This window comes from Chitinophaga cymbidii, assembly GCF_007992715.1.
Taxonomy (GTDB): Bacteria; Bacteroidota; Bacteroidia; order Chitinophagales; family Chitinophagaceae; genus Chitinophaga; species Chitinophaga cymbidii.
On sequence record NZ_BKAU01000001.1, the window covers coordinates 280,670 to 296,502 of the forward strand.

A 15,833-nucleotide genomic window follows, 5' to 3' on the forward strand; every position below is an offset into this window, starting at 1 on the left:
TATGAAAATATATCTCTCCTTACTGCTATCCATTACCTGCTTTTACGCTAACGCACAAACGAAAAAGCAAACGGTACAGTCGAAGATCGACAAAGTAACCGTGTTCATGCAGGGCGCGCAGGTGATGCGCTCCGCCACCACATCCATCCCCGCGGGCACCACCACCCTCGTATTCCCGCAGATATCGCCCGAACTGGAAGAGAAAAGCATACAGGTGCGGGGCCAGGGGCCGTTCACCATCCTGTCCGTTTCCCGCGAAAGGAATTACCTGCGCGGACAGGCGCCCATCGAAGAGATCGAAAAACTGCAACAGCAGCAAGAAGCGCTGGAAGAAAAGGTGACACATGAAAAAGCGCGCCAGAAAGTATTTGCGCAGGAAGAGGCGATGCTTGCAAAAAACCAGGACCTCCGCGGCACCACTACCGGCCTCAAAACACAGGACCTCCGCGAGGCGCTGGACTTCCAGCGAGCAAGGCTCTCCGAAGTGCTGGAACAGCAGATCAGCATCGAAAAAAATATCACGCAGCTCAATGAAAGCATCAGCCGCCTGATCGCCCAGCAACAAGCCCTGATGGCTGCGAAAGATACTTCCACCAGCGACCTGCTCATCACCGTATCCTCCAAAGAAAATATCAACGGCCAGCTCACGCTCAGCTATATGGTGAAGAACGCCGGCTGGTACCCGAGCTACGACCTGCGTGTGGAAAGCATCAGCCAGCCGATGGCCCTCGCCTATAAAGCGAATGTGTTCCAGCAATGCGGCGAAGAATGGAAGAACGTGAAGCTGAGCCTTTCCAGCGGCAATCCCTCCGAAAGCGGCCTGAAACCCGAACTGCAACCCTGGCTGATGCGCGCCTTTTACAGCCGCCAGGAAATGATGGCCGCGCGGATACAGCAAGGCAGCGTGGGGAAAAATGAAGCACGTGGACGGATATACGATGAAAGCGGGCGGCCGCTGCCCCATGTGAGCATCACCATCCCCGGCCGCACCATCGGCACCGTAACAAACGAAAAAGGTGAATTCAGCCTTCAGCTGCCGCCGGACGCAACAGCGCTGAAGATCAGCTACATTGGCTACATGCAGCGGGAGATCAGCCTGAACGGGAAATACCTCGAAGTATATATGCAGCCGGATGCGAAATTGATGGAAGAAGTAGTGGTAGTGGGTTACGGCGCACAGGAAAAAAAATCATTGTTGACCGGCGCCGCATCCGGTGTGATGATCAGGGGCGTTTCCTCCGCACCAGCGCCGCGCACGCAAAAGCAATCGGAGATACCGCTGGAAGTGGGCACCACTTTCCACAGCACCAGCGTTCACTTCGATATCGCCACCGCCTATACCGTTCCGTCTGACGGCAAGCCCTACACGGTGAACATCCGCGAAATGGAAGTGCCCGCCTCATATGAATATCATGCCGCGCCGAAACTGGACCTTTCCGCTTACCTGCTCGCGGGCATCACGGACTGGCAGCAGCTGAACCTGCTGGAAGGCGAGACCAGCATCTATTTTGAAGGCACTTACCTCGGCAAGTCCCTGCTCAACCTGCAAACCGCTTCAGACACGCTGTTCGTTTCCCTCGGAAAAGACAAAGGCATCGTGCTCAACCGCAAGCTGCAAAAGGCATTTTCAAAAAGCCAGTACCTCGGCAGCAACCAGGTGGTGACCCGCCACTGGGAGATCAGCGTGCGCAACAACAAACGCGAGCCGGTGCGCCTGCTCCTGGAAGACCAGCTGCCGGTGTCCGTGCAACGGGAAATAGAGATCAGCAAAATGGAGCATCCGGGTGCGAAGCTGGACGAAAACACGCAGAAACTGACCTGGGACCTGAGCATCGCGCCGAAGGAAGAGAAGAAGACACAATTGCAATACACCGTGAAGTATCCAAAAGACCGCGTGGTAAACCTGGATTGATACGGTCTCCGTCCGTTTATCCGCAAGCCTCCCGTCGTCCGGCGGGAGGTTTTTGTTTATCCCCCCAAGTTTGCGTACATTAAACATGCTATGCAAATACATATCAAAACAATCCACGACAGCAGTGCGGCGGCGGGATGGGCTGGGCCGCGCAGCCTGGTGATAGACCGTACGCCCCGCGCCGGCGGGCTCGGCATCGGTTTCAGCGGGGAAGAACTGTTCATGATGTCTATCGGCGCAAGTATCTGTAACGACCTGTATCGCGAAGCGGCCAACCTGGAGCTGGAGATCAGCGATGTGGAGATCGTGATTAACGGCGACTGGAGCGGGGAACCGGCGCATGCGCGCAACATCCGGTATGATGTCCGGGTAAAGTCGTCCGCGCCGCGGGAAAAGATCGAGGAAATGATACGGTTCATTGACCAGGTGGCGGAGATCCCGCATTCGCTGAGAACGGGCACGCCGGTGAAGCTCAACCAGATCGAGGTCACCCGCTGACCTACAACGCTCTGGCAGAGCCCTTCAGATCAGGGTCACCCGCTGATCAGCAACGCTCCGGCACAGGCCCCCGGATCGAGGTCACTCGCTGACCAGCTCCACTTCATACACGGGGCTGAAAAGATAGATCCTTTTAGACGGCACCTCCTCGCAGCGGAAACGCTTGCGGATACGCTCGCCTTTACGGAAAACGCGCCCGTCCTTTGTTTTGAACAGCTGGCCGAACGGCAGTTGCTCCACCAGGTAATGATTCTCCCGCTGCCGGTCATACCGCTTCAAAACGCGCATCAGCGCTTCATCCGCACAGGAGCTTGCGGCGGGGTTATGCAGGCTGTCCCGCACAGCGCTCTCCACATCATGCGGCATATATTCCTTTCCTACAAATTCCCGCAGTATCAGGCTGTACTCGTGCTTCCATTCTTTGCCATGAGCGGAAACGCTGTGGCCGTATTTCATGAAAGTGACAAGATGAGCGATCTCGTGCAGCAGCGTCAGCAGGAAAGCATATTTGTTCAGCCCGCCGTTGATGCTGATGCGGTGCCCCTTGTTCTCGTAAGGATGCCGGTAATCGCCGAGCACGCTCTGCCGTTCGCGGGTAATGGTCAGGTGCACCTTATATTGGGTAATATAGGTGATCACCTGCTCAAAGGTGCCTTCGGGCAGATAGCCGGCCAATGCCTGTAAAGGAGCTTCCTGCTTCAATGTTTACGGTTTCTTTTGCTTGATGCTGATACGGTACAGGTGCATGGTCTCGAACACGGTGTACACGAGGTAAAAGAACATTAACAGAAAAACGGTGGCTTTGCTCACCGTACTGCGGTTCATCAATACATAGATGATAATGCCGATGGCGCACAGCATCAGCTTGGCCAGGGTGGAGGCATATACCGAGCGCACGAAAACGTTCGGGTTCTCTGCCTTCATGCCTTTACGGTTGAGGGAATAGCTGATGAGGGTGATCAGGGCCATCGCGATGTTTCCTGTCACCAGTACCTCAAAGTGCACACCCAGGGTCTGCACCAACCAGCCTTGAAGAGAAAAGAGGGCGGCAGTGACCAGTATAAAAACTGCTGCCAGCCAGAGAATGAATTTATCGGTCATGCTTACTGGTGTCTTTAACAATTTGCCACAAAAGTAGCGCTAAAGCCAGTAAAGAAAAAATGATCATGAAAAGCGGGAAACGCATGCCGAGCCAGTCGTCCAGCAGGTGGCCCAGCCATAAGGACACACCTATGGCCGCCAGCATCTGGAACGCCAGGCCGGTATACCGCCAGAGCAGGTTATACGGTCTCTTCTTCCTGGACGAGGGATCTGTCATGTCTGGTATCAGCATGTTTGTCTGCCGAGCTGCCGGGTGCTGGCGCATCCGCAGGGTCCATGTAGCAGCGGCCATTGAATTTCACCGTAGGCTCCATTTCAAAATGCGCCGTGTATATATCGCCTTTGATCGCTGCATTGCCTTTCAGGAACAGCAGATCGTCTACTTTAATGATCCCTGTCACCTTGCCCAGGATGTCAGCGCTCTGGCATACGAGGTCGCCGGTGATCTCTCCTTCCGGACCAACCACGATCTTCGCTTTGGTTGACACCAGGCCGTTCACCTGCCCGTCTATGCGGATGTCTCCCTCACATACAATATCTCCCTGGATGGATGTGCCGTTACCGATGAGATTAATGTTGGACGTAGGCATGATGCCCTTGCTTTCGCTTTTCTTGTTCTGGTTAAACATAGGTGAAAAGGTTTTTCAGTTTTGAAAGATACGGTTCTAAGATAGTAAAAAAATAGAATATATGTTATTTGTTCATTAATTATTTGGTTGCCTGCTCAATACGTGCTGTTGTCTACCTTCGGCACTTTCAGCATGTTCGTATCCAGCTTGATGTTGCCGCCGATCACGTTCTTCAGGTTGTCCAGGTACCGGTCGCGGGTAGAAATGGCGCGTTCCAGCGAATCTGCCTTCATCCGCAGCTGCATGAATTCCTTCCGCTGCTTCAGGTCGCCATAACCGGGAATGTAATACCGCAGCGGCGTAAATACTACGGTTGCTACCGTAATGGCCACCAGCAGCACGAACAGGGTGCTCAACGCCACGTATACGCTCATGCGGGACAAACGGAAAGCCGTTACTTCCTCGTACGTATCGTCATTCATGATCACCAGCCTGTACTTGTGATTCAGCCGGTCAAGATTCCTGCCGCCCCCTTTGTTTCTGTCGTCTGAAGCCATTACACGTTAAAATTACGATTGGAATGTAAAGATTAAAGAAATTATGCAATTATCCGTCAAAAATTCGTAATTGATTTCAAAAAATCCTTATTTCGCATTCAATTTCAAGCTTTCCTATTACGTCCGGCTAAGAAAAAAATTATCCTATCTTTAAAATATTTATTTCGATTATATAGTTAATATAGTAGTTTTTATTGACCCTGGCTTTACATGAATCATTATAGATCCTTATTGATGCGTGCCTATGTGGTGATGTTGATAATATGTTCGGGAGCGATGGCCGCATACGGGCAGAACCAGCCGGCCACGCCTAAGCCGGCCAAAGTTGAGGACCGCCGCCCGCCTTCCGAAAAAATGGCCGAAAAACGATGGACCATCAAGCGAAAGCTGGTGCAGAACACGGTTACCCGCTATAACTACTACTATCATGCAAAGATGAAGCTGGAAGCAGTGCTCAAAGCCATCAACACCCAGCGCCAGGACAACTACAACGTGTTTCTCCCCTTTTACCCTTTTACGATAGACAAGCTGAACCTGGATATGAATGAGCTGGACTCGGTGATAGACAAGGCTTCAGTGGCCGTGCAGATCCACGACCCCCGCGGGCGCTGGATAGACGATTCCTACCTGCTCGTAGGCAAAGCCTATTATTATAAAGGTGACATGGAGAATGCCACCAAAACTTTCCAGTACATCAACGCCGCCTTCGCACCGAAAGAAAAGAAAGAATACAATACCGTCGTGGGCAAAAGCGAAGACGACCGCCTGTCCATCGCCACGGAGGAAAAGCACAAGACCTGGTTCAGCCGCTTCCGGCACAAAGCCGCGCGGAACGACGCCTTTCTCTGGCAGGCGCGCACCTTCCTGGAACAAAAGAAACATGACGAGGCCCAGTCCCTGCTCAATATCCTGGAAGGCGACCCTAACTTTCCCGCCCGCCTGGACGGACAGCTCGCCGAATTGCAGGCATACCGGTTCTACAAGCAGGGCATGTATGCGGAAACGATCGATCCCCTGCGCGAAGCCATCCGCAAAAGCCGCGGCAACCGCGACCAGAAGGCCCGCATGAGCTTTATCCTCGGGCAGCTGTACGCCTCGCAGAACAAGCTGGATTCCGCCATAGCAGCCTTCCGCGACGTGATCGCCTTCAAGCCGGACGCGCTGATGGACTTCAATGCCCGCGTGCAGATCGCCCGCGCAAATGTGAAAGCCAGCGGCGGCGGGCTGGACCAAAGCCTGGCCGCATTGCAGAAAATGCTGCGCCGCGAGCGCTTCATCCCTTTCCGCGACGCCATTTACTATAACATGGCCGTGATCAGCGCCAATGAAAGGCCCGATCAGGCGCTTGAATACCTGCACAAAGCCCTGAAGGTGGAAAACCCCAACATGCTGCAAAAAACACTCACCTTCAAAGGCATCGCCGATATTCACTATTTCAGAAAAGAATATCTCACCGCACAGCAGTATTACGACAGCACCGCCGCTATCATGGGACCTGAATTTGAAGATGCGGAAATAGTGAACACCCGCAAGGAGGTGCTGACGGAAGTAGCCGCCAAAATAGCGCTGATCCGCCAGGAAGACAGCCTGCAACGCATCGCCGCACTCCCGCCCGCGGAGCGGGATTCACTCCTGTCCAGACAGGCCGAAGCCCTGCGTATCGCCAAAACGATGCCCGAAGAAAAAGGTAAAAAAGGCGAAAGCAGCCGGTACCAGCCCTTTTCCAACAATAACAATGATCCACTCGCCGCCAACAGAAGAGAAGAAGAAAGCGGCGGACAATGGTATTTCTATAACGCCGCCAGCAAGTCCACCGGATTCTCCGAATTCCGGCGCCGCTGGGGAAACCGGCAGCTGACGGACAACTGGCGCAGAAGCCAGGGCGCGCCTATCGGCCAGATCAACGATCAACCGGCTCCCACAGAAGAGGCCCCCGTGGAAGACGTGGCCGCGGCCATCGAACGCCTGCCGGCAGACAGCATCAACACCGCCGTGCTCGCGGAAAACCTGCCCCTCACGCCGGAAAAGCTGGCAGAATCCCGCAACAAGCAAATGGATGCATGGTTCGATCTCGGCAAGCTGTATAACGACAAACTGGAAACTACACGCGACGCCATTTCCGCCTACGATACGCTGCTGGACCGCTTTCCGCAGAATCCGCGCAAAGCAGAGGTGATCTACTCCCTGTACGTGTGGCACGACAAACTCAACCACACACAGCAGGCAGCCCGGTACAAGCAGATCATGCTCACGCAGTTCGCCGGCACCAACTACGCCAGCATCCTGGAACATGGCGCACTGAAAGATGAAAGCGCGGAAAGGAAAAATGCCGTGAGCACCCTCTACGATTCTGCTTACATCGCTTATCTCACCGGGCGTTACGATACGGTTTTCACGCTGAAGCACCAGGCGGACTCCGCATTCGGATACACCTCCCTGCAACCGCGCTTCGATCTGCTGGAAGCAATGACCATCATCAAAACAAGGTCTGACGAAGAAGGCAAAGCCGCCATTGAAGCGGTCATCAAAAAATATCCCGGCGAAGAAGCGATCCTTGCGCAGGCCACCGCTATCCGCGACGTGCTGAACAACAAACAGCAGATCGTGGACTACCTCGGCAACCTGGAAATAACAAAGGAAAATACTTACGTAGCGAAGGTCGACGAAAACGTGTCTATCCGCTATCCCTGGCAGCGCCAACAGCAGCAGCTCCCGGACTCCGCTGCCGTAGCGGTAAACAAGCCCGCCACAGATTCCGCTGCCACAGCAGTGAACGCTCCTGCCACGGATTCCGCCAATGTGGCCGCCGCGCCGCCGCCACCGCCTCCCCCACCGCCCACACCGTACAAACTGGGCGATGAAAAGGCCGCCATCCCGCATTTTGTGGTGATGTATTTCAACCGCGTATCCAAAGTACTGCTGGACGAAGCCGTTGCGCAGTTCTCGAAATATAACGCTGAAAAACACACGGCCGACAAAGTGGAAACCAGCAGCTTCGCGCTCACGCCCACGGAGATCATGGTGATCTTCCGGCTGTTCCCGACTGAAGAAAAAGCGCTCAACTATTTCGACGAGATCGTGAAAGCCGCGCCGTCCGCGATCGTTCCGAGAATAAAACCTACTGAGTATAAATTCTTTATCATATCACGCGATAATTTCATTTTGTTAAATAATACCAAAGACATCAGCGGATACCGGAAATTCTTCGACAACAACTATATAACGGAATAATATTTGTACTATTAACCACTGCTGATGGGTGGAGCATCCCTATCCCGGAAATCCCGGCAATTTTGAATAATTTAGCAGCAGACTGTTATACACTTTTTAACATATGAAGAAATCTGTAAAGTTATTGTGGATATTGTTCGGCGGAGGACTTGCGTTCTTTCTGCTCCTTATCCTGTTGATCAATCTCCGCATTATCGGGCATATGCCCAGTATTGAGGAGCTCGAGAATCCCCGTACTGCCCTTGCCTCTACCGTATATGCGGAAGACGGCACGCTCATGGGTAAATATTTACAGGTAGACCGTTCCAATATCGATTACAAGGATATTTCCAAGAATGTCATCAACGCCCTGCTGGCTACGGAAGACCGCCGCTTTTACGAGCACTCCGGCATCGACGCCAAAGGCACGCTGGCGATCCCGTTCTACCTGATGATCGGTAAAAAACGCGGCTCCAGCACCATCACGCAACAGCTGGCGCTGAACCTGCAGCAGGACGGCGAAGGCAAACGCCGTTCCCGGAATACTTTCGTGCGCGCATTCCAGAAGCTGACCGAATGGGTGATCGCCATCAAGCTGGAAAGGAATTTCACCAAGGAAGAGATACTTACCTTATATCTGAACACCGTGGCCTTCGGCGACAACGTATACGGCATCGAGAACGGGGCGCGGACATTCTTCAGTAAAGACCCTTCCCGCCTGAGCGTGGAAGAAGCCGCCGTGCTGGTGGGCATGCTGAAAGGCGTTACGCAATATAACCCGCGGAGGAATCCGCAGATGTCCAGAGACCGGCGCAATACCGTGATCGAGAACATGGTGGATGAAGGATACATCACCCGGGCGGAAGGCGATGCCGCCAAAAACCGCCCCATCGTGCTGCGGTATAACAAGATCGACCATAACAAGGGCCTCGCCCCCTACTTCCGCGAAGTACTGCGCGGCGAGCTGAAAGCCTGGTGCAAGGAACATAAAAAGGCCGACGGCACGGAATACAATCTTTACCGCGACGGCCTCAAGATATACACCACCATCAATCCCCGCATGCAGATCTATGCGGAAGAAGCGGTGGCCAGGCATTTGAAGGACCTGCAAAAATCTTTCTACGCGCAGTCCAATATCAAATCCGGCAGCGTATGGAAAAAACGCGGGAACGATCTCGAACGTTTCATGAAAGATTCTGAACGTTACAGGCAAATGAAGGAAGATGAGGCTACCGATGAAGAGATCGAAAAGGCGTTCAACACCCCCACCAAAATGCAGGTATTCGCATGGCGCAGCTTTAACGATCCCGAAATGAACGAGATCGATACGGTGATGACGCCGATGGATTCCATCCGTTATTCACGCGCGGTATTGCAGGCCGGCTTTATGGCCCTCGATCCTGAAAGCGGCGAAGTGAAAGCCTGGGTGGGCGGTCCGGATTTCCGTTATTTCAAGAATGACCACGTCATTAAAACACAACGCCAGGTAGGTTCTACATTCAAGCCTTTCCTGTATTGCTTTGCGCTGATGAACGGCATGAGCCCCAACACCATGCTCCCGAACGAACCGGTGACCATTGGCAACTGGACGCTCAGCCGCAACTCCGAAGGCAGCGTTGGCGGCGAGATCACGATGGCCGGCGCGCTGGCCAAATCGCTGAACCTGGTGAGCGCATATCTTATCAAACAAATGACCGCAAAGGCATTCGCGGAATTTGCGAACTCCAAGATCGGCTTCTCCAAAAAGATCGATCCGTACCCTTCCATCGCGCTTGGTACGTCTGAACTGTCGCTGTACGACATGCTCCGCGCATATACCATGTTCCCCGCACGCGGTGTGATCACCAAACCGATATATATCACCCGCATTGAGGACAGGAACGGCAACATCCTGGAAACCTTCGTACCGGAAAAGCGCGAGGTGATCAGCGAAACAGATGCCTACACCATGGTGAAAATGATGGAAGGCGTAACACAAACCGGCGGTACCGCCGCCCGTGTGCGCTTCCGCTACAATATCCCCGGCGAGATCGGCGGCAAGACCGGCACTACGAACGATAATACGGACGGATGGTTCCTCGGCTATACACCGCAGCTGCTGGCCGGCGCATGGGTAGGTTGCGAGAACAACTACCTGCACTTCAACACTACGGCCATGGGGCAGGGCGCCAACACCGGCCTTCCCATCTGGGCGCTGTTCATGCAGAAAGTATACGCGGATAAAACGCTCGGCATCGATCCGAAATCCACGTTCCCGGTCCCCGCCAACATGCGCAACGACCTGTATTTTAACTACGAATCCAATGTACAGCCGGGCGCGGAAGCCGAAGATGTGGGCAACGGCGCGGCCAGCGATTATGAAACGATCGACCTGAGAGATTACGGCGAGCCGGTGCAGGAAACCACACCACCGCCGGCGAAAGAAAAGGATACGGTGAAGAAGAAAAAGAAAGATGAAGAAAAGCCGAAGGCGCTGATGCCGAAGCCGATTAAAAATAATTGATAAAGAAAGCAGACCGGCCGGTCTGCTTTCTTTTATTTCACTTCCACGTAATTCAGCTTCTGATATTCCATCGCCCGCCGGATCAATTCAATAGCAATATTCAATATCCCCGCTTCCGCTTTGGCTTCCAGCTTCGGCGTATCGTCCGTAGGCTTGTGATAATCGTCATGCCCGCCGGTATGCAGGAACAGTACGGGAATGCCGGCCGTGTAAAAACTATGATGATCGGAGCCGCCTTTGCCGGCCGCATCGGTGAAGAACTTCACTTCGCCCGTCACGCCTTTGAATATCGCCGGCCATTCTTCCGCGGTGCCGTATCCGCCGATGCCCACGCCGCGCTCCGGGTTGTACCGCCCGATCATGTCCATGTTCAGCATGAAATGAATATTCGACAGTGAATCCACCGGGTTCTTCACATAATATTTCGATCCCTGCAAACCAAGCTCTTCGCCGCCGAAGGCGATGAACATGAAATTGAAATTTTCCTTCGTGCCGTTCTGCGTGTAGTACCGCGCCAGTTCCAGCAACCCGGCTACGCCGGAGGCATTGTCGTCCGCGCCGTTATGTATCTGCCCAACAGGATATTTCCCATCGAACAGTCCGCCGCGGCCAAGGTGATCATAATGTGCGCCGATAACTATCGTGTAGGCAGCGCCGTTATCGAGATAAGCGATCACGTTCCGGCTTTTCAGGCCGGTATGTTTTCCGCGGTCGAATGTAAAATCCTGGTACCAGTTGCCGTGATTGCCGGGCTCCAGTCCCAGCGCGGCAAAGCGCTGCTGCACGAAACGGCTGGCTTTCGTTCCTCCCTTCTCCCCTGTACCACGGCCCTTCAGTTTGTCGGAGGCCAGGTAGCTCACTGTTTTGATGATGCGGGCTTCAGACGGCAGATAATCCTGCGCATGAACGGAAATGCCCGCCAGTAGTAATCCTGTTAAGATGATGTTTCTCATGTCCTGAAAATGTCCTGTAAATCTCCTGAAAAATAAAGGCCCCGGGTTACGGAGCCTTTACGGTTATTTCTTTTTCGATTGTTGCTTTTGCATTTCCTGCTGCCGCTTCTGCATTTCGGCCAGCCGTTCCCCCCATTTGGAGGTCTTGGCAGGCTTCAGCTTGTTCGCCTGGATCTTTGCATGGATCTTGTCGTGATCGATGATGAAAGTCTGGATCACCCATTGCAGCGCGATACTGATCACGTTACTCAGGAAGTAGTAATAGGTCAGCGCCGCGGCCATGCTGTTGAAGATACCGAGCAGCATCACGGGGAATACGTACGGCATGTACTTCATCACCGGGTTGCTCTGATCGGTCATGCCGCGGTTATAGAACGCGAGGATCAGGCTGGTGATGGTCATCAGGATGGTGAACAGGCTGATGTGATCGCCGTACAGCGGTATGGTGAAGCCAAAGTTGTAAATGGAATCGTAGGTGGACAGGTCTTTCGCCCACAGGAAGCTTTCCTGCCGCAGCTCGATGGACGAGGGGAAGAAAGAGTACATCGCCACGAGGATCGGCAGCTGCAACAGTGCGGGGAGACAGCCTCCCAGCGGGTTTACGCCGGCGCTGCGGAAGAGCTTCATCTGCTCCATGCCGAATGCCTGCTGGTCGTCGCCGTGTTTCTTACGCAGCTCGTCCAGCTCCGGTTTCAGCACTTTCATCTTGGCGGCCGATACATAGCTCTGGTAAGTGAACGGCGCGATGATCAGGCGGATGAAGATGGTGAGCAGCAGGATGATCAGCCCGTAATTGCTGGTCAGTCCGCCGAGGAAGTTGAACACGGGGATGATGATCCACTTGTTCACATATTTCACGAAAGCAAAGATGCCGGTGCCGAGCGGGATGATCTTTTCCAGCTCGATGTCCATTGCTTTCAGGGTTTTGTAGTGGTTGGGACCGTAGTACACTTCCATCGGGAAGCTGTAAGCGGCGGCGCCATTGTAGGGGATCGCCAGGGTAGTCATGTTCTGACCCACGATGTTGCCGCTTTCCGGTACTTTGGTATTGATCTCCGCGCTGGCGAAGTTTTCCTTGCGGGCCAGCATGGTGATATTGAAGAACTGCTGCTTGAAGCTCACCCACTGCACCGGCCTTTCCAGCTTTTCCTGGGAGCGGTTCTGCAGGGTGAAGTAGTCGTGTTCCTTATCCGCGAAGCGGTAGTGCACCTGGTTGTTGAGGCGCTCCTGCTTCATGTCGTGCTCCTGGCGGTCTGCCTGGCTGTTCCATTGCAGGCTGATATTGCCTTTGGGCAGGGTGTTCTGCAGGCCCACGAGGTTGATCGTGAAGTCTACCAGGTAGCTGCCGGGTTTGATGGCGTATGTATATTCCAGATATTGGCCGGGCTGGTCCGTATTCAGGCGGTAGCTGATGGTTTTGCTGCCATCGCCGCCCTGCTGGATGTTGCCGGCGGTGAAATATACGTCAGAGGTATGCAGCGTCTGGTTGTTCTGCAAAGGTATCTTCAGGCCGGTGCGGTTGAAAGAGCCGGCTTGCAGGAACAGGGGCTTGCCTTCCGATGTTTTGAAGTCCTTCAGCTCGATGGTCTTCGGTTCGCCGCCTTTATTGGTAAATACGATCCGGAACACTTCGTTTTCAAGCACCTGCGTTTGTTCGGTACCTGCTGCGGCGGCGGCGAAGGAGCCGTATTCGCTGCTCAGGCGGGCGGAGTCCAGTACAGGGGAGGATGCAGTATCAGTGCTGACCTGCTGGTCCTTCGGCTTATTCAGGTTGGCGATGGAATCCTGACGGGCCTTTTCCAGTCTTGCTTCTGTAGTTGAATGTTGATTCCAGAAAATATATCCGATCAGCAAAGCTCCTAACAGTACAAAACCAATGACCGAGTTTCTATCCATGTCGAAAATTAAAATTTAAGGAGCAAAGGTAATATATAAGGTAGAATGATGTACGATTTCTGGCAGATGAATAATGTTAAATATCCATCTGCCGGGAACCGCACATCATGTATAAGGATTATTAATCATGCACAACCTTCTCTTCCGCCTGCTTGGTCTTGCCATTCCTGCTTTCCGCAAAGGTTTTGGCGGCTTCAATGAAGCTGACGAAGAGAGGAGCGGGACTTTCGACGGTGCTTTTCAGTTCCGGGTGGAACTGGCCGCCGACAAAGAAGGGATGGGTGGGCAATTCGATCATTTCCACCAGGCCGGTTTCCGGGTTTTTGCCGGAAGCCACGAGGCCGCCCTGTTCCATCTGGTCCAGGAAGTCGTTATTGAACTCATAGCGGTGGCGGTGGCGTTCGCTGATGACGCTGGCGCCGTTGTAGATGGCGGAAGCCTGTGAGCCGGGTTTCAGATCGCAGGTATATGCGCCGAGGCGCATGGTGCCGCCCATTTTGGTGATCTTTTTCTGTTCTTCCATGAGGTTGATCACCGGGTAGGGCGTTTCCGGGTTCATTTCGGTAGAGTGGGCTTCCCGCAGGCCGAGCACATTGCGGGCGTATTCCACCACGGCCATTTGCATACCGAGGCAGATGCCGAAGAACGGCAGGTTGTTCTCACGGGCATACTGGATGGCCGTGATCTTGCCTTCAATGCCGCGGTGCCCGAAGCCCGGAGCCACTAACAGGCCATCGAGGTTCTTCAGCTTTTCGCCTACATTTTCCGGCGTAATATGTTCGGAGTGAATATTTTGTACGATCACCTTGCACTCGTTCACCGCACCGGCGTGGATGAAGGATTCCAGGATGGATTTATAGGCGTCCTGCAGCTCCACGTATTTCCCGATCAGGCCGATGGTTACTTTTGTCTTGGGATATTTCAGTTTGTCCAGGAACTCGCGCCATTTCGCCAGCTCGGGTTCTTTTTCCACGGGCAGGTTGAGCTTTTTCAGGCAGATCACGTCCAGCTTCTCGCGCATCATTTCCAGCGGCACTTCATAGATGGTGCCTACGTCGTTCGCTTCGATAACGGCGTCTACCTGTACATTACAGAACAGGGCGATCTTTTTCTTCAGCTCGCGGTACAGGGGCTCTTCGGTACGGCACACGATGATGTCCGGATGCACGCCGTTTTCGCTCAACAATCTTACAGAGTGCTGTGTGGGCTTGGTTTTCAGCTCTTTTGCCGCCCGCAGGTAAGGTATCAGGGTGAGGTGCACTACCAGGCAGTCCTCTTCGCCCAGCTCCCATTGCAACTGGCGAACCGCTTCAATGTAGGGGAGGGATTCAATGTCCCCCACGGTGCCGCCCAGTTCGGTGATCACAATATCATACTTGCCGTCTTTCCCGAGCAGGAGGATGCGGCGCTTGATCTCGTCCGTGATATGGGGGATCACCTGCACGGTCTTGCCCAGGTATGCGCCTTCGCGCTCCTTGTTGATAACGGTCTGGTAAATACGGCCGGTGGTAACGTTGTTGGCCTGTGAGGTCGGCGTATTGAGAAAGCGCTCGTAGTGGCCCAGGTCCAGGTCCGTTTCGGCGCCATCTTCGGTTACATAACATTCCCCGTGTTCATAGGGGTTTAGTGTTCCCGGATCCACATTGATGTAGGGATCAAACTTCTGAATTGTCACTCTCAAGCCACGTGCCTGCAATAGTTTAGCGAGGGACGCTGCTATAATTCCTTTACCCAATGAGGAAGTAACACCTCCCGTAACGAAGATATATTTTGCCATAAAAACTAAGTTCCCAGAAATTTACTTGACCTAAAGAGGAAGTGCTGCCGGACTAAATTTGGTGTATCCTGTCAAGTAATTTACTTCCGTAAGGTCATGCAAAGTTACACAAATTTGCCTCGCACCCAAGTCTATTTTTCCGGGGAATATTCTGCAGCGGCCACAAACCCTTTACCACAGCGACTTTTAATATCCCTCCCGCCGTGTTCCGGGAATTTCCGCTGCATTCCCGTAATTTTGCCTGCTGAAATAAAGCTGAAACAAACAGATATGACCTTATCGCCCAAAACGGCCCATGAATCCCTCATTAATATGACGGAGCTGGTACTCCCGAACGACACCAATACTTTTGGCAACCTGATGGGAGGCCGGCTGATGTACTGGATGGACATTGCCGCCGCGCTCGCCTGCATGAAGCACTGCGCCGCGCCGGTTGTGACCGCGTCGGTGGACAATATTTCGTTCGAAACGCCCATCAAGCTGGGAAATGTAGTTCATATAGAAGCCAAGGTCACCCGGGCGTTCAACACCTCCATTGAGGTACACATGCGCGTTTGGGGCGAAGATCCCGTGCTGCAGTACCGTTACAAGTCTAACGAGGCGTTCATGACCTTCGTGGCGCTGGACCCCAACGGCAAGGCCCGCTCCGTTCCCGCCATCATCGCCGAATCAGAAGAAGAAAAGAAACTGTTCGACGGCGCCCTCCGCAGAAGGCAGCTCCGCCTGATCCTGAGCGGGAAAATGAAGCCCGCGGACGCCGGAGAGCTGAAAGCGCTTTTTGCCGGAGAGATCGAAGGCTGAAAACGGAATGCCTTCTCATCGAAAATTAACTGTCACCATAAATACAAAAAGGAGCT

The 15,833-nt window shown here is 53.6% G+C and carries 13 protein-coding genes; 5 read left to right on the forward strand and 8 right to left on the reverse strand.

The window, feature by feature from the left end:
• The first annotated feature begins 1 nt into the window (after position 1).
• Entirely contained in the window at positions 2-1,912 is a 1,911-nt protein-coding gene (locus CCY01nite_RS01145; RefSeq protein ID WP_186830839.1) for a DUF4139 domain-containing protein, read from the forward strand.
• 90 nt (positions 1,913-2,002) lie between these two features.
• On the forward strand, positions 2,003-2,410 hold the full coding sequence (locus CCY01nite_RS01150) for an OsmC family protein (RefSeq protein ID WP_146857469.1): 408 nt from the start codon (positions 2,003-2,005) through the stop codon (positions 2,408-2,410).
• Positions 2,411-2,491: 81 nt separating this feature from the next.
• Here CCY01nite_RS01150 and CCY01nite_RS01155 read toward each other — a convergent pair whose 3' ends face one another.
• The 5 genes from CCY01nite_RS01155 to CCY01nite_RS01175 form a co-directional block, all read right to left on the reverse strand.
• On the reverse strand, positions 2,492-3,112 hold the full coding sequence (locus CCY01nite_RS01155; RefSeq protein WP_146857470.1) for a SprT-like domain-containing protein: 621 nt from the start codon (positions 3,110-3,112) through the stop codon (positions 2,492-2,494).
• A 3-nt stretch (positions 3,113-3,115) separates the two neighbouring features.
• Positions 3,116-3,511 carry a hypothetical protein gene (locus tag CCY01nite_RS01160; RefSeq protein ID WP_146857471.1) on the reverse strand — a complete coding sequence of 132 codons (396 nt, stop codon included), beginning with the start codon at positions 3,509-3,511 and terminating at the stop codon, positions 3,116-3,118.
• Complete coding sequence (locus CCY01nite_RS01165; protein WP_146857472.1) at positions 3,501-3,728, reverse strand: AtpZ/AtpI family protein; 228 nt, start codon at positions 3,726-3,728, stop codon at positions 3,501-3,503. The genes CCY01nite_RS01160 and CCY01nite_RS01165 overlap by 11 nt, the downstream gene beginning before the upstream one ends.
• On the reverse strand, positions 3,691-4,140 hold the full coding sequence (locus tag CCY01nite_RS01170) for a bactofilin family protein (protein ID WP_222614289.1): 450 nt from the start codon (positions 4,138-4,140) through the stop codon (positions 3,691-3,693). Before CCY01nite_RS01170 ends, CCY01nite_RS01165 begins: the two co-directional genes overlap by 38 nt.
• A 95-nt stretch (positions 4,141-4,235) precedes the next feature.
• Complete coding sequence (locus CCY01nite_RS01175; protein WP_146857473.1) at positions 4,236-4,637, reverse strand: hypothetical protein; 402 nt, start codon at positions 4,635-4,637, stop codon at positions 4,236-4,238.
• 210 nt (positions 4,638-4,847) lie between these two features.
• Between CCY01nite_RS01175 and porW the strand changes: the two genes are divergently transcribed.
• Entirely contained in the window at positions 4,848-7,868 is a 3,021-nt protein-coding gene (gene porW / locus CCY01nite_RS01180) for a type IX secretion system periplasmic lipoprotein PorW/SprE (RefSeq protein WP_146857474.1), read from the forward strand.
• 103 nt (positions 7,869-7,971) lie between these two features.
• Positions 7,972-10,350 (forward strand): penicillin-binding protein 1A, encoded by a 2,379-nt coding sequence (locus CCY01nite_RS01185; protein WP_146857475.1) that lies wholly within the window; start codon positions 7,972-7,974, stop codon positions 10,348-10,350.
• 32 nt (positions 10,351-10,382) lie between these two features.
• Here the strand turns inward: CCY01nite_RS01185 and CCY01nite_RS01190 are convergent, their stop codons facing one another.
• The 3 genes from CCY01nite_RS01190 to pyrG form a co-directional block, all read right to left on the reverse strand.
• Positions 10,383-11,303, reverse strand: a complete 921-nt coding sequence (locus CCY01nite_RS01190; protein WP_146857476.1) for a M20/M25/M40 family metallo-hydrolase — start codon at positions 11,301-11,303, stop codon at positions 10,383-10,385.
• A 63-nt stretch (positions 11,304-11,366) separates the two neighbouring features.
• Positions 11,367-13,199, reverse strand: a complete 1,833-nt coding sequence (gene yidC / locus CCY01nite_RS01195; protein ID WP_146857477.1) for a membrane protein insertase YidC — start codon at positions 13,197-13,199, stop codon at positions 11,367-11,369.
• Positions 13,200-13,320: 121 nt separating this feature from the next.
• Positions 13,321-14,976 carry a CTP synthase gene (pyrG, locus tag CCY01nite_RS01200; protein ID WP_146857478.1) on the reverse strand — a complete coding sequence of 552 codons (1,656 nt, stop codon included), beginning with the start codon at positions 14,974-14,976 and terminating at the stop codon, positions 13,321-13,323.
• 270 nt (positions 14,977-15,246) lie between these two features.
• On the opposite strand from pyrG, the gene CCY01nite_RS01205 reads away from it, so the two are divergent.
• On the forward strand, positions 15,247-15,777 hold the full coding sequence (locus tag CCY01nite_RS01205) for an acyl-CoA thioesterase (protein WP_146857479.1): 531 nt from the start codon (positions 15,247-15,249) through the stop codon (positions 15,775-15,777).
• Positions 15,778-15,833 lie beyond the last annotated feature (56 nt).